We start from the raw sequence: 20,673 nt of genomic DNA, 5'->3' as shown, positions 1-20,673 counted from the left end.
TCACCGGCCGGGGACGTCACCCCTGCCGGTGGCGTGGCGGGCTCTCGGTCACAGGGTCCGTTCGAGGCGGTCGGCCATCAGCCGGACGAAGCGCGAGGGGTCGTTCAGCTCCCCGCCCTCGGCCAGCAGCGCCAGGTCGTGGAGGAGCTCGGCCGTCTCCTCCAGGCCGGTGGCGTCCTTCTCGCCGCGTTCGGCGTACGCCCGGTTGAGGCCGCCGACCAGCGGGTGCCCCGGGTTGAGTTCGAGGATGCGCTTGACCTGCGGGACGGGCTGGCCCATGGCGCGGTACATGTTCTCCAGGGCGGGCGTCACGTCGTGCGCGTCCGAGACGACGCAGGCGGGCGAGACGGTGAGGCGCGAGGACAGCCGCACCTCCTTGACGGTCTCGCCGAGCCGCTCCGTCATCCAGGAGAGCAGGTCCGCGTACTCCTGCCGCTGGTTCTCCCGCTCGGCCGCCGCCTCCTTCCTCTCCTCCTCGGTGCCGAGGTCGACCTCGCCCTTGGCGATGGACCGCAGCTGCCTGCCGTCGAACTCGGGCTCCGCCTCGACCCACACCTCGTCGACCGGGTCGGTCAGCAGCAGCACCTCGACGCCCTTGGCCCGGAAGGCCTCCATGTGCGGGGAGTTCTCGATGGCCTGCCGGGACTCGCCCGTGAGGTAGTAGATGTGCTCCTGCCCCTCCTTCATCCGCTCCACGTACTGCGCGAGCGTGGTCGGCGCGTCCTCGTCGTGGGTCGTGGCGAAGGAGGCGATCCTCAGGATGGCGTCGCGGTTCTCGAAGTCGCTGAGCAGCCCCTCCTTGACGACCCGGCCGAACTCCCGCCAGAACGTGGCGTAGCGGTCCGGGTCGGCGGTCATCATGTCCTTGACCGTCGACAGCACCTTCTTCGTGAGGCGCCGGTGCATCATCTGGATCTGGCGGTCCTGCTGGAGGATCTCGCGCGACACGTTGAGCGACAGGTCCTGCGCGTCCACGACGCCCTTGACGAACCGCAGGTACGGAGGCATCAGCGCCTCGCAGTCGTCCATGATGAAGACGCGCTTCACATAGAGCTGCACGCCGCGCTTGTACCCCTGCATGAAGAGGTCGTGGGGCGCGTGCGACGGGATGAAGAGCAGCGCCTGGTACTCGAAGGTGCCCTCCGCCTGGAGCCGGACGGTCTCGAGCGGGTCGATCCAGTCATGGCTGATGTGCTTGTACAGCTCGTGGTACTCGTCGTCCGAGACCTCGTCGCGCGAGCGCGCCCAGAGGGCCTTCATCGAGTTGAGGGTCTCGGGCTCGCGCGGGGCGTCGTCGGAGCCCTTCTCGGAGTCCGGCGCGTCGTCGGCGGTCTCCGGGGCCATCCGGATGGGCCAGGTGATGAAGTCCGAGTACCGCTTGACGATCTCCCTGATCTTCCACGGGGAGGCGTAGTCGTAGAGCCGGTCCTCGGCGTCCTCCGGCTTGAGCCGGAGCGTCACCGAGGTGCCCTGCGGGGCGCCGTCGACGGTCTCGACCGTGTACGTGCCCTCGCCCGTCGACGTCCAGCGGGTGCCCTCGGTCTCGCCCGCGCGCCGGGTCAGCAGCGTGACCTCGTCGGCCACCATGAAGCTGGAGTAGAAGCCGACCCCGAACTGCCCGATCAGCCCCTCGGCCGCGGCGGAGTCCCCGGACTCCTTGGCCTCCTTGAGCTCCCGCAGGAACGTCGCGGTGCCCGAGTTCGCGATCGTCCCGATGAGCTGGACCACTTCGTCGTGCGACATGCCGATGCCGTTGTCCCGCACGGTCAGGGTGCGGGCCTCCCGGTCGGTCTCGATGCCGATGTGGAGGTCGGACACGTCCGCGCCGAGCGAGTCGTCGCGCAGTGCTTCGAGCCGGAGCTTGTCGAGCGCGTCGGAGGCGTTGGAGACGAGTTCGCGCAGGAACACGTCCTTGTTCGAGTAGATCGAGTGGATCATCATCTGCAGAAGCTGGCGCGCTTCCACCTGAAACTCGAACGTCTCAGTGGGCATAATCCGTGATTCCTTCTCAGGTCACCAGGTGGGGAACTGACCTGAGCACTGTAGATCAGCGGCTGATCACGGACGCGGTGTTCCCCCGATCGGGTCCCGGACACCGCCGCCCCGCGCCGGGTGCACGTCCCCGCCGGCCGCCGCCCCGGCCCGGGGAGCCGGAGCGGGCGGTCCGTGTCCCGGAGCGTCAGGCCAGCAGAGCCGCGAGACCCTCCGTACGGGCCAGCAGCTCCAGCTCGTCCAGCGCCCGCCGGGCCGCGTCGGCGGCCGCCGGATCGCGCGCGGCGAGACCGCTCTCCTCGAACTCGTCCTCGTCCAGCCGCAGCACGGAAGACCCGTCGGCCGACACCCACAGGTCGAGGTCCAGGTCCTCCACCACCAGCTCGTCGTCCCGCAGCACGGCGGGGCGGGTGATGTCGCAGTACCACCCCTTGAGCACGCCCGCGCCGGTCCGGACCTCCTTCACGGCGAACCAGCGGTCGCGCCAGTAGTGCTCGGTGAACACGTCGCCGGGCTCGAAGCGCACGAAGCCGAAGTCGCGCACCCCCGGGGCCGCCCAGGGCGCCCGCACGGTGATCCGGACGCCGTCGTCGCGGACCGGGGCCGCCGGATACCTGATCTTGGTCCGGCCGGCCTTCACCAGGGCGATCACGAGCGAGGACTCAGCCGAGCTCACGGACATACCGCACCTCCTCGGCGCAGATCTCGTAGCCGAACCACCGGTTGACGGCCAGCATCGGGCCGTTGCCCGCGTCGTTGCCGGTGTACGCGTCCGTGTACCCGGCCGCGCGCGCCCGGCTCAGCGACTCATGCTTGGCGAGCTTCGCCAGCCCCCGGCCGCGGAACGCGCGACGGGTGCCGGTCATCCCCGACATGTAGCGGGTCCGGCCGTCGGTCCGGGCCGCGGAGAACGCCGCCACCTCTCCGTCCACCGTCACGACCGACGTGAGCTCGCGGTCGAACAGGGGGTGGTGCCAGGTCTGCCGGAGCCAGTCGTCGTACGCGGACAGTTCGGCCGGGGTGTCGCTGGGCTCGTCGGCCGTGGTCTCGGCGTCCGCCTCGAAGAGCGGTCGCGGGTCGTCCGCGAAGTCCGCCGCCGTGCGCAGCTCGACGCCCGCCGGGACGGCCGGGCGGGGCGGCAGTTCGACGCCCGCCAGATCGAGGCGGAGGAAGTGCGACGAACGGCTCGGCGTGTAGCCGCGCCGTTCCGCGAAGGCGCGGTTCGACGGCGTGTCGAGCACCCAGGAGCAGACGGTGTGCGCCCCCTGCAGCGCGAGGTGCTCCTCGGCCGTCCGCAGCAGCAGTCCGCCCGCGCCGCGTCCGGTGCGGTCCGGGTGGGTGAAGGGGTCGCAGAACGCCAGGCCGGGCTCCGGGCTGTCGGGCACGAGGCCGGCCCGGGCGATCGCGATGATCTCCCCGTCCTCCTCGGCGACCAGCAGCCGACGGTGTTCCTCGGGCCGTGCGGAGGCCAGGTCGAAGACGGCGTGTTCGGGGGTGGTCACGATGTACGGCATCGCGGCATGCCCGACGCGCGCCCAGGCAGCGGCGTCTGCGGGCAGGAAGTCGCGGACGAGGACAGTCATGGGCGGGACGCTACGTGGGAGGTACGGGGACCGCCTCTGATTTTCCGTCGGCGGGACGGCGGCGGACGCCGGCGATGCGGGAGAATCGGCGCGTGACTCTCAAGATCGTCCTTGACCCGGACTCCGGCGCCGCCCCGTACGAGCAACTGCGCACCCAGATCTCCGAACTGGCCCGCTCCGGCGCGCTGCCCGTCGGTTTCAGACTCCCGACCGTACGCGGCTTCGCCGAGGAGCTCGGCCTCGCCGCGAACACCGTCGCCAAGGCGTACCGGGTGCTGGAGGCCGACGGGGTGATCGAGACCCGCGGCCGCAACGGCACGTTCATCGCCCCGGCCGGTGAGGCGGCGGACCGTCACGCGGCGGCCGCCGCACGGGAGTACGCCGAGCAGGCCCGGCGGCTCGGGCTGTCCCGGGCCGAGGCGCTGGCCCTGGCCGAGGACGCGGTGCGGGCGGCGTATCCGGAGCGCTGAGCCGGCGCGCGGCCGGCCCGTCGCCCGGATCCGGCGCGGGGGCGGGCGCCGTCGCGGCCCCGGGGGCCGCCGGGGCCGTCCTCGCCGCTCGCCGGGGCGCACCCGGCGGCCGCAGGATCAGAGGTACAGGCCCGCGTCCGCGCCGGAGTCCTGCCGCGGCACCGACGCGGGACCGCCGCCGCGCCGCAGCGCGTACAGCTCGGCGAGCGTGGCGCCGTCGCGGCCGAGTCCCTCCTCGGCGCCCAGCCAGCCCACCGCCTCCTGACGGGTCAGCGGGCCCACCTCGATCCTGGCGAGGCAGCGGCCGGGCCGGACCACGGCCGGGTGGAGCCGTTCCAGATCCTCGTTGGTGGTGACGCCGACCAGCACGTTGCGGCCCTGGCCCAGCAGTCCGTCGGTGAGGTTCAGCAGCCGGGAGAGCGCCTGGCCCGCCGTGTGCCTGGCCTCGCCGCGGATCAGCTCGTCGCAGTCCTCCAGGAGCAGCAGCCGCCACCGGCCCTTCGCCGTGCCCTCGTCCTCGCCGATCGCGATGTCCATCAGATAGCCCACGTCGTTGAAGAGCCGCTCCGGATCGAGCACGCAGTCGACCTGGCACCACTCCCGCCAGGAACGCGCGAGCGTGCGCAGCGCGGAGGTCTTGCCGGTGCCGGGCGGGCCGTGCAGCAGGAGCAGCCGGCCCGCGATGTCGTCGGGGGTCACCTTCATCAGCCGGTCCAGGGCGTCGGCCACCGGGGCCGTGTAGTTGCCGCGGACCTCGTCCCAGGAGCCGGCGGCGATCTGCCGGGTGGTGCGGTACGGGCCGCGGCGCGGCGACACGTACCAGAAGCCCATCGTCACGTTCTCGGGCTGGGGTTCGGGTTCGTCCCGCACTCCGTCCGTGGCCCGGGCGAGGATCTCGCGCGCCAGCTCGGGGCTGGTCGCGGTGACCGTGACGTCCGCGCCGCGGCTCCACCGGGAGACGAGCAGGGTCCAGCCCTCGCCCTCGGCGAGCGTGGCGCTGCGGTCGTCGTCCCGGGTGGCGCGCAGCACCGTGGCGGACGGCGGCAGCAGCGTGGCGTCGGGCTTGACCCGTTCGAGGGTGGCGGCGTGCGCGTAGGGCTGCTCGCCCGTCGCGAAGCGGCCGAGGAACAGGGCGTCCACGACATCCGACGGCGAATCGCCGTCGTCGAGGGTGAGCCGGATCGGGAGCGCGGACTCAGGGGTGGCGGACATGGCGCCCATGATCCGGCACGGGAAGTCCCGGCGCACCCGGGTTTCGCCGCCTTTCTCCCCGCCCGGACAGGTGTTCGCGGACATGACACGACATCAGGGGGGCGCGCGGAAGAACTCCTTGAAGCAACTTGGCATGCACACTTCCGGACAGGGTGCGGGTGCTGCTACCACGGACTCGGCAGACCGCGGCGGAGATCCTGCCGGCCGGTCCAACGGAGGTTCCCATGAAGATGTCCAGACTCGCGGCGTTCTCGTCCTCGCTCCTGCTCGGCGCCGTGCTCGCGCTGACCGGAGCGGCCACCGCCTCCGCCGCGCAGTCCGTCCAGGGGGTCGACTACGTGGCTCTCGGCGACTCGTACTCCTCGGGTGTCGGGTCCGGGAGTTACGACAGCGCCAGCGGGGACTGCAAGCGCAGCGCCAAGGCGTACCCCAAGCTCTGGGCCGCCGCCCACTCGCCCGCGTCCTTCGCCTTCGCCGCCTGCTCGGGGGCCCGCACCGGAGACGTGAAGTCCGGTCAGCTCGGGTCCCTGAACTCCTCCACCGACCTCGTCTCGATCTCCATCGGCGGCAACGACGCCGGTTTCGCCGATGTGATGACGACCTGTGTGCTCCAGTCGGAGGCCACCTGCCTCGACCGGATCGCCGCGGCCCGCGGCTACGTCGGCTCGACCCTGCCCGGCAACCTCGACTCGGTGTACTCGGCGATCCGCGCCAAGGCCCCGTCCGCCCGTGTCGTCGTCCTCGGCTACCCGCGCTTCTACAAGATCGGCGGCAGCTGCGTCGTCGGTCTGAGCGACAAGGTGCGGTCCGCGATCAACGACGCCGCCGATTACCTCAACACGACGACCGCGAAGCGCGCCGCCGACCACGGGTTCGCCTTCGTCGACGTGGCCGGGAAGTTCGCCGGGCACGAGATCTGCTCCGGGGACGCCTGGCTGCACAGCGTCAACTGGCTCAACATCGGTGAGTCGTACCACCCCACGGCCGCCGGGCAGTCCGGCGGCTACCTGCCCGCCTTCAACGCGGCGGCCTGATCCCGAGCCATGGCGACACGCCGGGCCCGTCGGCCGGTCCGACGGGCGGGAGGCCCCCGGCGGCAGGGGTCTCCGACCGGCCGCCCGCCGGTACGGGGCGGGCGAGCGGCCGGTCCGGGGCGGGCGGGAACCGTCCCGTTCCGCCCAACTCGCCCTGGAATCGGCCCCATGGGGCTCGTGCCGGCCGGCCGCCGGACGGGCGCGCCCGATCCCGTGGCCGGGATACACGAGTGTCGGCACGGGGGGATAGGGTTAGCCTGCCCGGGCCGGGTGCCCTCGTACGGGTGGGGAGTGACATGGAACAGATAGCGGTCCGCAGCAGGCCACGCGTGCCTGCCATCACATGCGGGAGCGGTGCGACGAGTTCGCGCCTCGACCGCCATCTCGCGGTGCTCGGCGGTCCCGCCGTGCCCCAGCGGGAGGTCGCCGAGGCGACGCTGCTGATGCGCGAGCTGACCTCGCGCGAGGCGGGCCACAGCCGCCGGAGCAGAAGCGCGCGGGTCTCGCTCTTCGCGCCGCTGCGTCGGCTGCGCCGCTCGCTCTTCGGCAACCACCACTGACCCGACGGCCCGTCACCACCGCTCATCGGACCCGCCCGGGCCTCCCGGCCGAGTCCCGCCCCGGGCCCTCCCCGGCCGGGGCCCATGAGCGGGTCCCCGGCCCGGGGTGACCGGGCGTCCGTTCCGTACCGGCCGTACACCGCCGTCCGTCCTCCCGTCATCCCCGGGGCCGCGGCGGCGCTTCGGCGTGTGCGCCGGACGCCCGCTGCCGGACGCCTGAGCGCGGCAGCGGGCTCCCGTTCCCGGCGAGCGGCGGTCCCGGCCCGCCCGGGGGACCGCCGCGCGGCGCGCGGGGTCACTCGCCGCCGCGCGCGTGACGCCGTACGGCCAGCGGCACGAAGACCGCGAGGAGCGCCAGCGACCAGGCGAGCGTCCCGGCCACCGGGTGGGCGACCGGCCAGGCCGCGTCGGCGGCGGGAGACGCGTTGCCGAACAGGGCGCGGGCGGCGGTGGCCATGGCGCTGATCGGATTCCACTCCGCGACCGTGCGCAGCCACCCCGGCAGGTTGTCGGTCGGGATGTACGCGTTCGACAGCAGCGGCAGGACGAAGGTGGCGCTGCCCAGCTGGCCGGCCGCCTCCTCGTCCCGGATCAGCAGGCCCAGCCAGCAGCCCAGCCAGGACGTGGCGAACCGGAGAAGGAGCAGCAGCCCGAAGGCCCCCAGGGCCTCGAACGGGCCGCCCTCGATCCGCCAGCCCACCGCCAGACCGGCCAGGAGCAGCGGGACCATGCCGGCGGCCGTGGTCAGCAGGTCGGCGGCGGTCTGGCCGAACGGCACGGCGAACCGGCTCATCGGCAGTGTGCGGAAACGGTCCATCACCCCGCGGTGGCAGTCCTGCGACGCCTGGAACATCCCGGTCATGACGCCGTTCGCCGCCGTCGCCGCCAGCAGGCCCGGCACCAGGAACGCGCGGTACTCCTGCCCGGGCACGGCGAGGGCGCTGCCGAAGACGTAGCCGAAGAACAGCAGCATCGTGATCGGCATGGTCTGCGTCAGGATCACGACGCCGGGGGCGGCCTTGATCCGTTGGAGGTGGCGGGTCAGGACGGCCAGGGCGCCGGCCGCCGGGGCCGGTGCGAGGCGGTCGGGGGCGGGCGCGGTGGCGGTGCTCATGCTGCCGTCTCCTTCGGGGGCGGGGATGTGCGGGCGGCGCTCCGGCCGGTCAGCCTGAGGAAGACCTCGTCGAGGGTCGGCGGGCGCAGGCTCGCGTCGACCAGGGGCACGCCCGCCGCGTCGAGCGCGCGGACGAGCCGGGGGAGGGTGAGGGTGGTGTCGGTCGTGACCGCGCCGACGGTGCGGCGCTCCCGGTCGAGGGCCGGTTCGGCGCCGGTGAGCCGGTCCAGGACGCCGGCGGCCGGGACGAGCGCCTCCGCGTCGGCGACGACCACCTCGGCGTAGGCGCCGATCAGCGCCTTCAGTTCGGCGGGGGCGCCGCGGTGCGCGGCGCGGCCCCGGTCGATCAGCACGATGTCGTCGGCCAGCTGGTCGGCCTCCTCCAGGTACTGCGTGGTGAGCAGGACGGTCGTCCCCCGGTCGGTGAGGTCCCGGACCGCGGCCCAGATCTGGTTGCGGCTGTGCGGATCGAGCCCGGTGGTCGGCTCGTCCAGGAAGAGCACCCGGGGGCGGGTGAGCAGGCTGGCCGCGAGGTCCAGCCGACGGCGCATGCCGCCCGAATAGGTGCGGGCCGGGCGGTCCGCGGCCTCCGCCAGCTCGAAGCGCTCCAGCAGTTCGTCGGCGCGGGAGCGGACGGCTTCGCCCCGGTATCGGAGCAGCTTCGCGAACAGCCGCAGGTTCTGCCGTCCCGACAGCTCGCCGTCGACCGAGGCGTTCTGCCCGGTGACGCCGATCGCCGCGCGCACCGCGTGCGCCTCGCGCGCCACGTCGTGGCCGGCGACCCGGGCGCTCCCGCCGTCCGGGACCGTCAGCGTGGTGAGCACCCGCACGGCGGTGGTCTTGCCCGCGCCGTTCGGCCCCAGCACCCCGCAGACGGTGCCCTCGGCCACGGCCAGGTCGAGCCCGCGCAGGGCGTGGACCTCGCCGTAGCGCTTCTCCAGACCTTCACTAAGTACAGCGTACGTAGTTGTCATGCGGCCCACCGTACCGCACTACGTACGGTGTACGTAACTACGATGGTGGGAGAGGTGGTGATCGATGGTGGGGCGTCCCGCTGTACCCGAAGTGATCTGGGCGCGCCCCGAGCGTGCGGGCCGCGGCCCCAAGCCCGCGTTCAGCCGTGCCGACATCGCGGCGGCGGCGGTCCGCATCGCGGACGCGGAGGGCCTCGACGCGGTGTCCATGAGGAAGGTGGCGGCGGAACTCGGCTGCGGCACCATGTCGCTCTACAACTACGTGCCGCGCAAGGAGGACTTGTACGAGCTGATGTTCGACGCGGTCAGCGCCGGCTACGCGTACCCGGAGCCCTCCGGCGACTGGCGTGCCGACCTGATCGCGCTGGCCCGTCAGGCGCGCGCGATGATGCACCGCCACACCTGGATGCCCCGGCTGATGTCACCCGTCTACGGCTTCAGCCCCAATGTCCTGCGGTACCTGGAGTACGCGCTCAGCTGCCTGGACGGGGTCGACGCGCGGTTCGGCGAGAAGATGGAACTCATCGCCATGGTCAACGGCGTCGTCACCACCTATGTGTCCAACGAGATCGCCACGGCGGAGCGCAGCCGGTCGCTGCCCTGGTCCGAGGAGCAGGAACACGCCGTGCGCACCGACTACCTGGTCGGCCAGATCGCGAGCGGGAGATATCCGCGGCTGGCGGCCGCTTTCGCCGAGGACCCCGGTCCGATCGATCTGGACGGGGTCTTCGACCGGGCGCTCGACCGGGTGCTGGACTCCTTCGGCCGGTAGCCCCGCGCGGACGGCGGCGTCCGTCGGGGCGGCGGGCCCTCCGGGCGGTCAGAGCAGCGCGAACTGCCCGTCCGGGCCCTCCTCCCGGTGGTCGAGCACCGAAGCGGGCCGGCGGGCCGCGGCGGCGACGGGCAGCACGCCGGCCGCCCGGAGATCGGCCGCGGTGAGATCCGGGCCGTCCGTCAGGCCCTCCTGCCGGGGCCGGAGTTCGGCGAGCAGGGCGAGCACGGTGACCAGCTCCAGCAGCTGCGAGGTCCACTCCTGGGGCCAGACGCGCGGCCGGATCGCCTCCAGACCGTCCGGGCCGTCCGCTCCGTCCGGGCCGTTCGCGCCCTCCGCCCCGGCCGCCGACCGGCGTCCGAACCAGAGCTCCAGCACCCGTACCCCGCCCACCCGGAACTCCCACGCCCCGGCCGGCACCGGCGAGATCCGGCCCGTGCCCAGGACCAGGGCCTCATCGGCCGGGTCGTACTCCAGGGCGGCCGGCACGGGCGGGACCGAGGCCCGCACATAGGGCCGCCGCCCGCCCGGCAGCCGGGGACGCTCCCCGCCCCGGGCCCCGCGCAGTTGCAACCGCAGCAGCTCCTGCCCCAGCTCCACCCCCGCCGACCAGCGCGCCGTGTCGGCGGGCAGCGGCACCACGCACCCGGCGGGGGAGTGGCGGGCCGCCGCGAGGATCCACGCCAGCACGGAACGGGCGGTGACCCCTTCCCCGTGACGCTCCCGCAGCAGGGCGAGCAGCCCGGGCGCCAGGTTGGGTTCGAGCCCGCCGGGACGCCGGTACAGCGGCCGGATCCGGCCAGGCCGCCCGGCGGGCGAGTGGCCGTCCGGCAGCAGCGCCGTCACGGACAGCGCGGGCCCGGTGTCCTGCGGGACGTACCCGTGCTCGACGGCGAAGAGCTGACGTTCGTCGGCGACCCGCCACAGCTCGGGGCGGGCGGCGTCGATCAGCCGGTGGTCGGGGAGCAGCCACTGCTCGTCGAACGGGCCGTGCGCGATCCGCACCGGCTCCGGGCACGGCCCGTCCTCGCGGTCGAACCGGCCGGTGCCGGTGGCCTGCCCCGGCAGGGCCGCCGCCGAGGTGCGCGGCGTACGGGCGCGGGTGACCCGGAACAGCCGCTCGCGCTCCTCGTCCGGCGCCCGCACCAGCCGCTCCCAGCGCGCCCGGAGCGAGGCGGCGTCGGGCGCGGTCACCCAGGCGCGCCCGGTGCGCAACGGCCGCACGGACCAGGGCATCAGATCGTCGAGGAGCGGAGCGCCGTCGCCCCGGGCGTCACCGGAGCCGCCCGCCGCCCGTGCTGTCACCGTGTCGTCCTCCCCGTCGCCACGCCCGACCGCCTCCCCGGCATCGTAGCCGCGCCCGGGGCGGCGGGGCCGGTGCGCCGCCGCCCCGGGCGCCGGCTCCCGTACGGCCGCGGCGGCGGGTCAGTGGGCCTCCACGGTCACCGAGAAGGAGAACCGGTCGCCCCGGTAGCGGATCCGGGCCACGTCCACCACCCGGCCGCCCTCCTCGTACGTCACCCCCGTGTAGAAGAGGATCGGGCTGAGCAGCGGCACCTGGAGGAGCTCGGCGGTGACCGGGTCCGCGAGGCGGGCCTCGACTGTGTCGGTGATGCGCGCGATCCGGACGCCCAGACGGTCGCGCAGCACCTTGGTCATCGGCCAGCGCTCCAGGTCGGTGACGTCGAGCCGGGCCGCCACCTCGGGATGCACCGCGTTCTCGGCCCAGTTGGTGGGCTCGTCGCTGTCGCCGTCGCGGCGCAGCCTGCGGTAGCCGAACACCTCCGCGCAGTCGGGGAAGTGCTCGGTGAGATCGCCGGGCACGGCGACCGGACCGTGGTCCAGGACCGAGGTCCGCTCGCCCGACTGCTGGGCCACGATCGCATCGATCGAGCCCAGCAGCCGGACCGGCGACACCCGGCGGGCGCGCGGCTCGATGAACGTGCCGCGCCGCCGGTGCCTGCTGATCAGCCCCTCCGTCTCCAGCTCCTTGAGGGCCTGGCGCATCGTCAGGACGCTGACGCCGTAGTGCGCGGCGAGCTGCTCCTCGGTCGGCAGCCGCTCCGAGGCGTCCCGCGCGCGCCCGAGTATCGAGGCGCGCAACGACTGCGAGACCTGGTACCACAGCGGCAGCTTGCGGTTCAGGACCAGCGAGTCGGGGGCGAAGGCGGGGCCCTGGGGCCGCTGGGACGGCTGGGACGCCTGGGCCGAGGGAGCGGTCCGGGCCGCCTGATCTGCGTGGGATGTCCGGGGCGTCTGAGGCACCTGAGTCACCTGGTCTCTCCGTACTGCGACGCGGCGGACGCGACGACACGTGGGCCGCGGGCGGCGGTCGCCGCCGCCGGCTACGGCCTGAAGTTGCGGCTCAGACCCTGCCACACGTCGTCGTAGCCGCGCTGCAGATGGCCGGCGCCGGCCGCCTGCGCGGTCGCCGTCACCGGCCAGCGGGTCTCGAACATGAAGGCCAGGCCGTCGTCGATCTTCTGCGGCTTCAGCTCCGCCGCGCTCGCCCGGTCGAAGGTCTCCCGGTCCGGTCCGTGCGCCGACATCATGTTGTGCAGCGAGCCGCCGCCCGGCACGAAACCGCCCTTCCCGGCCGTCTTCGCGTCGTACGCGCCCTCGATCAGGCCCATGTACTCGCTCATCACGTTGCGGTGGAAGTACGGCGGCCGGAAGGTGTCCTCGCCGACCAGCCAGCGGGGCGCGAACACCACGAAGTCGACGCCGGCCAGTCCGGGGGTGTCGGACGGCGAGGTCAGCACCGTGAAGATCGACGGGTCGGGGTGGTCGTAGCTGATCGACCCGATGACGTTGAAGCGCCGCAGGTCGTAGACGTACGGGGTGTGGTTGCCGTGCCAGGCGACCACGTCGAGCGGGGGGTGGTCGTACGTCGCCGACCAGAGGTTCCCGCAGAACTTGTTGACCACCTCCACGGGTCGGTCCTCGTCCTCGTACGCGGCGACGGGGGCGAGGAAGTCCCGGGCGTTCGCCAGGCCGTTGGCCCCGATCGGCCCGAGGTCGGGGAGGACGAAGGGGCGGCCGTAGTTCTCGCAGACATAGCCGCGGGCGGCGGCGTCGAGCAGCTCCACCCGGAAGCGGACCCCCCGGGGGATCAGCGCGACATGGCCCGGTTCGACGCGCAGCAGGCCGAGTTCGGTACGGAGCAGCAGGCCGCCGTGGTCCGGGACGATCAGGAGCTCGCCGTCCGCGTCGCTGAACACCCGGTCGGTCATGGAGGTGTTGGCGTGGTACAGATGCACGGCCATGCCGGCGCGTCGCGCCGCGTCGCCGTTGCCCCCGAGGGTCCACAGACCGGCCAGGAAGTCCGTGCCGGCCGCGGGCTCGGGCAGCGGGTCCCAGCGCAGCCGGTTGGGATCCGGGACGGTCTCGGTGAACGGGGCGGTGCGGATCGTGCCGTTGTCGACGCGGGTGAACGGCGGATGGGCGGCCGAGGGGCGGATCCGGTACAGCCAGGAACGGCGGTTGTGCGCCCGCGGTTCGGTGAAGGCCGAGCCGCTCAGCTGCTCCGCGTAGAGCCCGAGGGGCGCGCGCTGCGGCGAGTTGCGGCCGTGCGGCAGCGCCCCCGGGACCGCCTCCGAGCTGTGCTCGTTGCCGAAGCCGGGCGAGTACTCAAGCCCCTGTGCCGTCTTCCTCGCCTGCTCGATGCCACTCATGCGCGTGCTCCCGGTGCCGAAGGAATCCTATGGACAACCGTAGGAATCAGAGGTGGGCGCGTCAACGCCATCCGGGGAGGCGCCAAGGATTTCAGGACGTGGGCGATGCCCTGCTCTCCCGGGCATGCCGCGCGCGAAGAGTTCCGGACGGGTCCCGGGCGCCCGCCCGCCCCCGCCGTTCCGCCCGCCGTCCGGGAGCGTCGGCCGGCGGCCGTCCGTGCCGAGCCGCCCCGACGCCGGGCCCGGACGCCCCCGACGCGCCGCCGACGGGCCGCCCCGCCCGACGCCCGACGCGGCCCGCGCGTCCGGCGGCCCCGGCTCCCCGGCGAAGGAGACCCACGGCATCATGGAGCCCGTGCCCCAAGCGAACACCGGACTGCGCCGCGCGCCGGTACAACGGCGCAGCGCCGAGCGCCTCGCCCGGATACTCGACGCCTGTGCCGAACTCCTCGACGAGATCGGGTACGAGCGGCTGTCCACCAGGGCCGTGGCCGTCCGCGCGGGGGTGCCCATCGGTTCCGTCTACCGGTTCTTCTCCAACAAGCGCGCCCTGGCCGACGCGCTCGCCCGCCGCAATCTGGACTGTTACGCCGAACGGGTCTCCGGCCGACTCGCCGTCATCCCGGCGGCCGACTGGCGCAGCGCCATCGACGCGGTCCTGGACGAGTACCTGACGACGAAACGCACCGTGGCCGGATTCGCCCTCGTCGACTTCGCCGCCCCCGCCCCCGGCGACGACCCGGCCGACGACGCCAACCACCGGGTGGCCGGCCGCCTCACCGCACTCCTCTCCGGACACCTCGGCCGCGCCCCCGACGCGGACCTGCTCCGCACGGTCCTGGTCTGCGTCGAGGCCGCGGACGCCCTCCTCCGGCTCGCCTTCCGCACCGATCCGTCGGGGGACGACGCCATCGTCGCCGAGACCCGCGTCCTGCTCCGGGCGTACCTGGCCCAGGTCCTGGACTGACACGGGGCCCGCGCGGACCCGGCGCTCCCGGGCGCCCGGCGCCCCGCCCGTCGGCGGGCCGCGGAACGTCCACGGGCACGCGGCGGCCCGGCCGTTGACCTCAAGTCCACTGGAGGTCGTACGTTCTCGCCATGAGCATGGAAGCCACCGCATGGACACAGCTCCACAACGTCATGAACGCGCAAGCGGACCGACGCCCCTTCGACCGGGCCACCCTGCGGCGCATCGCCGCTTTCGCACGCCCGCACCGGCGCCGGGTCGCCCTCTTCGTCACCCTGAGCGTGGCGACGGCGCTGCTCGCGGTCGCCACCCCCGTACTCGCCGGACGCGTCGTCGACGCCATCGTGACCGGCGGGGACACCGGCACCGTCACCCGCCTGGCCCTGCTCATCGCCGCGATCGCCCTCGCGGAGGCGGCACTCGGGCTGCTCGGCCGCTGGCTCTCCGCGAACCTCGGCGAAGGGCTGATCCTCGATCTGCGCACCGCCGTCTTCGACCATGTGCAACGCATGCCGGTCGCCTTCTTCACCCGCACCCGCACCGGCGCGCTCGTCAGCCGCCTCAACAACGACGTCATCGGGGCCCAACGCGCCTTCAGCAACACGCTGTCCGGCGTCGTCGGCAATGTCGTGACACTGCTCCTCACCCTCGCCGTCATGCTCTCCCTCTCCTGGCAGATCACCGCGCTGGCGCTGGTGCTGCTGCCCGTCTTCGTCCTCCCGGCCCGGCGGACGGGCGCCAGGATGGCCGGACTCCAACGGGAGGCCGCGGCCCACAACGCCGCGATGGGCACCCGCATGACCGAACGGTTCTCCGCGCCCGGCGCCACCCTCGTCAAGCTGTTCGGCCGCCCCGCCGACGAGTCCGCCGAGTTCGCCGCCCGGGCGGGCCGGGTGCGCGACATCGGGATCCGCACGGCCATGGCCCAGTCCGCGTTCATCACCGCCCTCACCCTCGTATCCGCGCTGGCGCTGGCCCTGGTCTACGGGCTCGGGGGCTTCTACGCGCTGCGCGGACGGCTGGACGCGGGCGCGGTCGTCGCGCTGGCCCTGCTGCTCACCCGGCTGTACGCGCCGCTCACCTCGCTCGCCGGGGCGCGCGTCGAGGTGATGAGCGCCCTGGTCAGTTTCGAGCGGGTCTTCGAAGTCCTCGACCTCAAGCCCCTGATCGACCAGAAGCCGGACGCGCGGGCGGTCCCGGAGGGCCCGGTCTCCGTGGAGTTCGACCGGGTGCGGTTCGGCTACCCGTCCGCCGACAAGGTCTCCCTCGCCTCGCTGGAGGACGTGGCGGCCCTCGACACCCGGGACGGCGGAGAGGTGCTGCACGGCATCTCGTTCCGCGCCGAGCCGGGGCGGACGGTGGCGCTCGTCGGCTCGTCCGGCGCGGGCAAGTCCACCATCGCGCAACTGCTGCCGCGCCTGTACGACACGGACGAGGGCGCGGTGCGGATCGGGGGCGTCGACGTGCGCGACCTCTCCGCCGAGAGCCTGCGCGACACCCTCGGGATGGTCACCCAGGACGGGCACCTCTTCCACGAGTCGGTCCGCGCCAACCTGCTGCTGGCCCGGCCCGGGGCCACCGAGGAGGAGCTCTGGGACGCGCTGCGCCGCTCACGCCTGGACGGGCTGGTCGCCTCGCTGCCCGACGGGCTCGACACCGTCGTCGGCGAACGCGGCTACCGGCTCTCCGGCGGCGAACGCCAGCGGCTGACCATCGCCCGGCTGCTCCTGGCCCGTCAGCGCGTCGTCATCCTCGACGAGGCCACCGCCCACCTGGACAACACCTCCGAGGCGGCCGTCCAGGAGGCCCTCACCGAGGCGCTCACCGGCCGCACCGCGGTCGTCATCGCCCACCGCCTGTCCACCGTGCGGTCCGCCGACCTCATCCTGGTGGTGGAGGACGGGCGGATCGTGGAGCGGGGCACCCACGACGAACTCCTCGCGGCCGGCGGCCGGTACGAGGAGCTGTACCGCACCCAGTTCGAGGGCTCCGGCGCCGGAGGCGCGCGGCCGGGAGCCGAGGAGCCGCTGGGCAGCGTCTGACCCGTCGCCCGGACGGTCGCCCCGGACCGGCCCGACCGGCCCCGGACCGTCGCGCCCGGCCTCGGGGGGCACGGCCGCCCGGCCTCGGGGCACGGCCGCCCTGAATCCGCCGCGCCGGGCTCGCTGCCGGGGCCGGGAACGACGGTGGCGGGCCCCGCCCGGGTCACCTCACCGGCCCGTGCTCCCTCTGCCGGGGTCCGTGCTCAGCCCGTCCCTGTCCTTGTCCCGACCGTTCCTGTCATTGTCCCGACCGTTCCGGCCCGTGTTCCCCCTGCCGCGGTCCGTGCTCCGCCCGTCCCGTGGCGAGCAGCCGGGCGTTCATCTCACCCCGTTCGAAGAGCCGGGAGGCCGGGCCGACGATCAGCGGGTCCGGCTCCCCGACGACGTCCGCGTCCTTGTCCGGGTAGTCGAAGCGGTGCAGCACGTGCCGGATCGCCTCCAGCCGAGCCCGCTTCTTGTCGTTGCTCTTCACCACCGTCCAGGGGGCGTCCGCCGTGTCCGTGTGGAACAGCATCAGCTCCTTGGCCTCGGTGTACGCGTCCCACTTGTCGAGCGAGGCGAGGTCCACCGGGCTCAGCTTCCACTGCCGGACCGGATCGACCTGCCGGATCATGAACCGGTTGCGCTGCTCGTTGCGCGAGACCGAGAACCAGAACTTCACCAGATGGATGCCGTCCCGGGTGAGCATCCGCTCGAACCCCGGCGCCTGGTGCATGAACTCGAGGTACTCGCGCGGCGTGCAGAAGCCCATCACCCGCTCGACCCCGGCCCGGTTGTACCAGGAGCGGTCGAACAGGACGATCTCCCCGGCGGACGGCAGATGGGCCGTGTACCGCTGGAAGTACCACTGGGTGCGCTCGCGTTCGGTGGGCTTCTCCAGCGCCACCACGCGGGCGCCGCGCGGGTTGAGGTGCTCGGTGAAGCGCTTGATCGTGCCGCCCTTGCCGGCCGCGTCGCGCCCCTCGAAGAGGATGACGAGACGCTCGCCGTGCTCCTTCACCCAGTGCTGGAGCTTGAGCAGCTCGATCTGGAGGGAGCGCTTGGACTTCTCGTACGCCTTCCGGCCGAGCTTGTTCGGGTACGGGTAGTCCTCGCGCCAGGCGTCCCGGGCCCGCCCCTCGGGCGTCACCAGGACGGGGTCGTCATCGCCGCTGTCGACCACGCCGAAGCCGCGCAGCCGGGGGCCGCCGTGGCGGGCGGCCTCGGCCAGGCCGTCCGGCGAGGCGTCCCAGGACCCGGCCCCGGCCCCGGATCTGTTCGCTCCGCTCCCCGGCCGCTCACGGCCGCCCGCTTCCCCGGCCGCCTCCTCCGGGGACGCCCCGGGCCGCCTCGCGGTGGGCTCGGCGGGCGGCGGCCCGGCCGACTTCTTCCTGGCCGGCTTCTTACCGGCCCGCCCACGGCCGTGCGGTTCCTTGGCGCTGCGCGTCATCTCGACGTCCCTCCACCGGCCCTGCCGGGTTCTTCCGCGTGGGGCCAGTCTGCGTACGCATCCGGGAGACCGCCACCCCGGCCAGGCAGAGCAGGCCCCCGCCGACGGCGAGCGGCGCCGGGGCCTCGTCCAGCAGCAGCCAGGACAGGGCCACGACCAGGGCGGGCACCGCGTAGGTGGTGGCGCCCATCCGGCCCGCGGTGGTCCGGGCCAGCGCGTAGGCCCAGGTGGTGAAGGCCAGCGCGGTCGGGAAGAGCCCCAGATAGACCATGTTCAGGGTGGCGCCCAGGGGCGCCCGGGCGGCGTCGGAGACCAGCGCCCCGCAGAACGGCAGACAGGCGACGGCGCCCACCAGGCAGCCGAACGCGGTGATCTGCAGCGCCGAACCGTGCCGCAGCGCGGGCTTCTGCCCCACTGCCCCGCCCGCGTACGCCACCGCTGCCAGCAGGCAGAGCGCCACCCCCAGCACCGAGGCGTCCCCGTGCCCCGTCATCGAGAGCCCCACCACGACGGCGCCCGCGAACGACACCCCCATGCCCGCCAGCAGCCTTTTGGGCAGCGCCTCGCCGAGCACCCGGGAACCCAGCAGCGCGATCAGCAGCGGGCCGACGTTCACCACCATCGCCGCCGTGCCCGCGTCCACCAGCCGTTCTGCCTGGTTGAGCACCACGGTGTAGAGCCCGAACCAGAGCAGCCCGGACCACAGGATCCCCGGCCAGGCGGCCCGCGGCGGCAGCCCCTCGCGCCGCAGCAGCAGAAGCGCGCCCAGCGCCAGGGAACCGGCCAGCAGCCGGCCGAGCGCCAGCGCGCCGGGGGAGTAGGCCGCGCCGGCGCTGCGGATGGAGACGAAGGCGGAGGCCCACAGCAGCACGGTCACGCAGGCCGCGGCGGGCGCCCGCCAGTCACGGAGGGGCGCGGGGCGCGCCGAGGGGGAGGGGGAAGCGGTCATGGATCCGACCCTAGGATCGTGACCGTTCGGCCTCTACCGAAGGATGGACGGCTCGATGCCGAGGCACTCGCGCAGCGCCCGTTCCCCCTCGGCCGTCGCCCGCACCGCGCGGCCGGACCCGATCCGTACGCACCACCCGGCGTCCAGCGCGTGCCGGCACAGCGCCGCGCCCGCGAGGCCCGCCAGATGCGGCCTGCGCTCGGTCCAGTCCAGACAGCCGCGGACGAGCGGACGCCGTGACCGGGCGTCCAGCGCGATGCCCAGCGATCCGAACCAGCGGACGCCGTCGGCGGTCAGGGCGAAACCCGTGTCCTGCTCCAGCAGCCCCCGCGCGGTCATCGCGTCCGCGATCGCGATGCCGATCCGCCCGGCGAGATGGTCGTAGCAGGTGCGGCCGCGGGCCAGCGCGCTGCCGGCGCTCGCCGCGCCCAGGGTGCGCGGCCGGCCGGCCGCCGCGTCGGGGGCGACCCGGGCCGCCAGGTCCTCGACCAGGTGCGCGGCGCGCTCGTCGGCGAGCCGCAGATAGCGGTGGCGGCCCTGCCGCTCCTCGGCCAGCAGCCCGCCCGCGACGAGCTTGCCGAGATGCTCGCTGGCGGTGGACGGCGCCACCGAGGCGTACCGGGCCAGCTCGCCCGCGGTCCAGGCGCGGCCGTCGAGCAGGGCCAGGCAGAAGGCCGCCCGGGTCTCGTCGGCGAGGAGGGCGGCCAGGGCGGCGAGCAGGGGCGCGGCCGGATCGGGATGTGCCATGCGTGCCATGTCCTCCAGGATGCGCCCGGGACGCTTCGACGGCCGCCGAAACGTTCCCGCGCACCGGGGACGGTACGGGCGCGGCCGGAAGAAGGGGGCCGGGGGCGCCCCCGAAGTCGGCCTAAGCGCTTGCTCAGGTTCGCGGTATGGTGTTCGTCCTGCTGACGAGAGGGGCGAGTGATCATGAGCACGGCGGAGGAGACCGACGGCGACGGCGCGCCGTGGGCCGAGGTGACGCCCGAGGCGGCCCGGCGGCTCCTCGTCGCCGCCGTGGACGCCTTCGCCGAGCGCGGCTACCACGCCACCACCACGCGCGACATCGCGGGCCGGGCGGGGATGAGCCCCGCCGCGCTCTACATCCACTTCAAGACGAAGGAAGAGCTCCTCCACCGGATCAGCCGGATCGGCCACGACCGCGCCCTCGCCGTCCTGGAGGCCGCCGCCGACGCGGACGGCACCGCCGCGGAACGGCTCGCGGAGGCCGTGCGGTCCTTCGTCCGCTGGCACGCCGAGCGGCACACCACGGCCCGCGTGGTGCAGTACGAACTCGACGCGCTCGGCGAGGAGCACCGAACCGAGATCGTCGAACTGCGCCGCAGGACCGACGCGGTGGTGCGGCGGATCATCAACGAGGGCGTACGAGCGGGGGAGTTCGACGTCGCCGACGTCCCCGGCACCACGCTCGCGGTGCTCTCGCTCTGCATCGACGTGGCGCGCTGGTTCAACACGCGCGGCAGCCGGACGCCGGACGAGGTCGGCGAACTCTACGCCGGTCTCGTGCTGCGCATGGTCGGCGCCGAGCGCTAGGGGTGTCTGATGAATGAGTGCGGGAGAAGGAGCGGGGGCCGGTGCGTGCGATCGCAGGCGCCGGAGCGTCTGCGTGGCGGAGCCATGTGGGCGGTTCGGCAACGCCGCGAGCGTGCGTGCCGGACCCCGCGACACCGCAGGTATGTGTCAGACACCCCCTAGCTAGGGCCTGTCTCCGGGCTGCCGCCTGCCGTGCGGCGCCCGGGAAGCGTCAGACGCCGCACCGCCCGGTCTCCGGCCGAACGACGGCACTTCGAGGGCAGGGCCTGGCGGCGGGCGGGACCCGGCCGGGAACGGGCGCGCCGGAACCGGCGCGGATCCGGCGCCCGTCCGGCCGGGACGAACGC

At 73.9% G+C, this 20,673-nt stretch carries 19 protein-coding genes; 7 read left to right on the top strand and 12 right to left on the bottom strand.

Annotation, left to right across the window (positions count from 1 at the left end):
* Nucleotides 1–48: 48 nt before the first annotated feature.
* The 3 genes from htpG to WA762_RS19625 form a co-directional block, all read right to left on the bottom strand.
* The gene (gene htpG / locus WA762_RS19635; protein ID WP_335937181.1) at nucleotides 49–1,992 is read right to left on the bottom strand and encodes a molecular chaperone HtpG; all 1,944 of its coding nucleotides are present in this window, start codon (nucleotides 1,990–1,992) and stop codon (nucleotides 49–51) included.
* 187 nt (nucleotides 1,993–2,179) lie between these two features.
* On the bottom strand, nucleotides 2,180–2,674 hold the full coding sequence (locus WA762_RS19630; protein WP_335937180.1) for a ribonuclease FAU-1 family protein: 495 nt from the start codon (nucleotides 2,672–2,674) through the stop codon (nucleotides 2,180–2,182).
* Entirely contained in the window at nucleotides 2,655–3,575 is a 921-nt protein-coding gene (locus WA762_RS19625) for a GNAT family N-acetyltransferase (RefSeq protein ID WP_335937179.1), read from the bottom strand. The genes WA762_RS19630 and WA762_RS19625 overlap by 20 nt, the downstream gene beginning before the upstream one ends.
* Nucleotides 3,576–3,667: 92 nt before the next feature.
* Here WA762_RS19625 and WA762_RS19620 point away from each other — a divergent pair, with 92 nt between their 5' ends.
* Complete coding sequence (locus WA762_RS19620) at nucleotides 3,668–4,045, top strand: GntR family transcriptional regulator (RefSeq protein ID WP_335937178.1); 378 nt, start codon at nucleotides 3,668–3,670, stop codon at nucleotides 4,043–4,045.
* 117 nt (nucleotides 4,046–4,162) lie between these two features.
* Here WA762_RS19620 and WA762_RS19615 read toward each other — a convergent pair whose 3' ends face one another.
* Nucleotides 4,163–5,257, bottom strand: a complete 1,095-nt coding sequence (locus WA762_RS19615; RefSeq protein WP_443080633.1) for a DUF5925 domain-containing protein — start codon at nucleotides 5,255–5,257, stop codon at nucleotides 4,163–4,165.
* 224 nt (nucleotides 5,258–5,481) lie between these two features.
* Here WA762_RS19615 and WA762_RS19610 point away from each other — a divergent pair, with 224 nt between their 5' ends.
* Together WA762_RS19610 and WA762_RS19605 are read left to right on the top strand one after the other, a co-directional pair.
* A complete protein-coding gene (locus WA762_RS19610) occupies nucleotides 5,482–6,291 on the top strand; it encodes an SGNH/GDSL hydrolase family protein (RefSeq protein ID WP_335937177.1) in 810 nt (269 codons plus the stop codon).
* 296 nt (nucleotides 6,292–6,587) lie between these two features.
* Complete coding sequence (locus tag WA762_RS19605) at nucleotides 6,588–6,851, top strand: hypothetical protein (RefSeq protein ID WP_335937176.1); 264 nt, start codon at nucleotides 6,588–6,590, stop codon at nucleotides 6,849–6,851.
* Nucleotides 6,852–7,146: 295 nt separating this feature from the next.
* On the opposite strand, the gene WA762_RS19600 is transcribed toward WA762_RS19605, so the two are convergent.
* Nucleotides 7,147–7,965: an ABC transporter permease gene (locus WA762_RS19600; protein ID WP_335937175.1), complete on the bottom strand. Its 819-nt coding sequence runs from the start codon at nucleotides 7,963–7,965 to the stop codon at nucleotides 7,147–7,149.
* Complete coding sequence (locus tag WA762_RS19595) at nucleotides 7,962–8,939, bottom strand: ATP-binding cassette domain-containing protein (RefSeq protein ID WP_335937174.1); 978 nt, start codon at nucleotides 8,937–8,939, stop codon at nucleotides 7,962–7,964. Before WA762_RS19595 ends, WA762_RS19600 begins: the two co-directional genes overlap by 4 nt.
* Before the next feature lie 64 nt (nucleotides 8,940–9,003).
* On the opposite strand from WA762_RS19595, the gene WA762_RS19590 reads away from it, so the two are divergent.
* Nucleotides 9,004–9,711 (top strand): TetR/AcrR family transcriptional regulator, encoded by a 708-nt coding sequence (locus WA762_RS19590; protein ID WP_335937173.1) that lies wholly within the window; start codon nucleotides 9,004–9,006, stop codon nucleotides 9,709–9,711.
* A 48-nt stretch (nucleotides 9,712–9,759) separates the two neighbouring features.
* On the opposite strand, the gene WA762_RS19585 is transcribed toward WA762_RS19590, so the two are convergent.
* From WA762_RS19585 to hmgA, 3 genes are all read right to left on the bottom strand, one after another.
* Complete coding sequence (locus tag WA762_RS19585; protein WP_335937172.1) at nucleotides 9,760–11,016, bottom strand: type ISP restriction/modification enzyme; 1,257 nt, start codon at nucleotides 11,014–11,016, stop codon at nucleotides 9,760–9,762.
* A gap of 120 nt (nucleotides 11,017–11,136) precedes the next feature.
* Nucleotides 11,137–11,862, bottom strand: a complete 726-nt coding sequence (locus WA762_RS19580; RefSeq protein WP_335937245.1) for a GntR family transcriptional regulator — start codon at nucleotides 11,860–11,862, stop codon at nucleotides 11,137–11,139.
* Between the two features lie 194 nt (nucleotides 11,863–12,056).
* Nucleotides 12,057–13,385 (bottom strand): homogentisate 1,2-dioxygenase, encoded by a 1,329-nt coding sequence (gene hmgA, locus WA762_RS19575; protein WP_335937171.1) that lies wholly within the window; start codon nucleotides 13,383–13,385, stop codon nucleotides 12,057–12,059.
* Nucleotides 13,386–13,731: 346 nt separating this feature from the next.
* Between hmgA and WA762_RS19570 the strand changes: the two genes are divergently transcribed.
* Together WA762_RS19570 and WA762_RS19565 are read left to right on the top strand one after the other, a co-directional pair.
* Nucleotides 13,732–14,352: a TetR/AcrR family transcriptional regulator gene (locus WA762_RS19570; protein WP_335937170.1), complete on the top strand. Its 621-nt coding sequence runs from the start codon at nucleotides 13,732–13,734 to the stop codon at nucleotides 14,350–14,352.
* 131 nt (nucleotides 14,353–14,483) lie between these two features.
* Nucleotides 14,484–16,394: an ABC transporter ATP-binding protein gene (locus tag WA762_RS19565; RefSeq protein WP_335937169.1), complete on the top strand. Its 1,911-nt coding sequence runs from the start codon at nucleotides 14,484–14,486 to the stop codon at nucleotides 16,392–16,394.
* 238 nt (nucleotides 16,395–16,632) lie between these two features.
* Here WA762_RS19565 and ppk2 read toward each other — a convergent pair whose 3' ends face one another.
* The 3 genes from ppk2 to WA762_RS19550 are packed head-to-tail and all read right to left on the bottom strand — an operon-like array spanning nucleotide 16,633 to nucleotide 19,519.
* Entirely contained in the window at nucleotides 16,633–17,823 is a 1,191-nt protein-coding gene (gene ppk2 / locus WA762_RS19560; protein WP_335937168.1) for a polyphosphate kinase 2, read from the bottom strand.
* Nucleotides 17,777–18,772, bottom strand: coding sequence for a DMT family transporter (locus WA762_RS19555; protein WP_335937167.1), 996 nt, complete (start codon nucleotides 18,770–18,772; stop codon nucleotides 17,777–17,779). The genes ppk2 and WA762_RS19555 overlap by 47 nt, the downstream gene beginning before the upstream one ends.
* A 33-nt stretch (nucleotides 18,773–18,805) precedes the next feature.
* A complete protein-coding gene (locus tag WA762_RS19550) occupies nucleotides 18,806–19,519 on the bottom strand; it encodes an ArsR/SmtB family transcription factor (RefSeq protein WP_335937244.1) in 714 nt (237 codons plus the stop codon).
* Nucleotides 19,520–19,702: 183 nt separating this feature from the next.
* On the opposite strand from WA762_RS19550, the gene WA762_RS19545 reads away from it, so the two are divergent.
* Nucleotides 19,703–20,326 (top strand): TetR/AcrR family transcriptional regulator, encoded by a 624-nt coding sequence (locus tag WA762_RS19545; RefSeq protein ID WP_335937166.1) that lies wholly within the window; start codon nucleotides 19,703–19,705, stop codon nucleotides 20,324–20,326.
* The last annotated feature ends 347 nt before the right edge of the window (nucleotides 20,327–20,673 follow it).

Origin of the sequence: Streptomyces tyrfis (genome assembly GCF_037034285.1) — a bacterium.
GTDB lineage: Bacteria > Actinomycetota > Actinomycetes > Streptomycetales > Streptomycetaceae > Streptomyces.
Note: the sequence above shows the minus strand (reverse complement) of the source record. Positions and strands in the feature narration are given on the sequence as shown.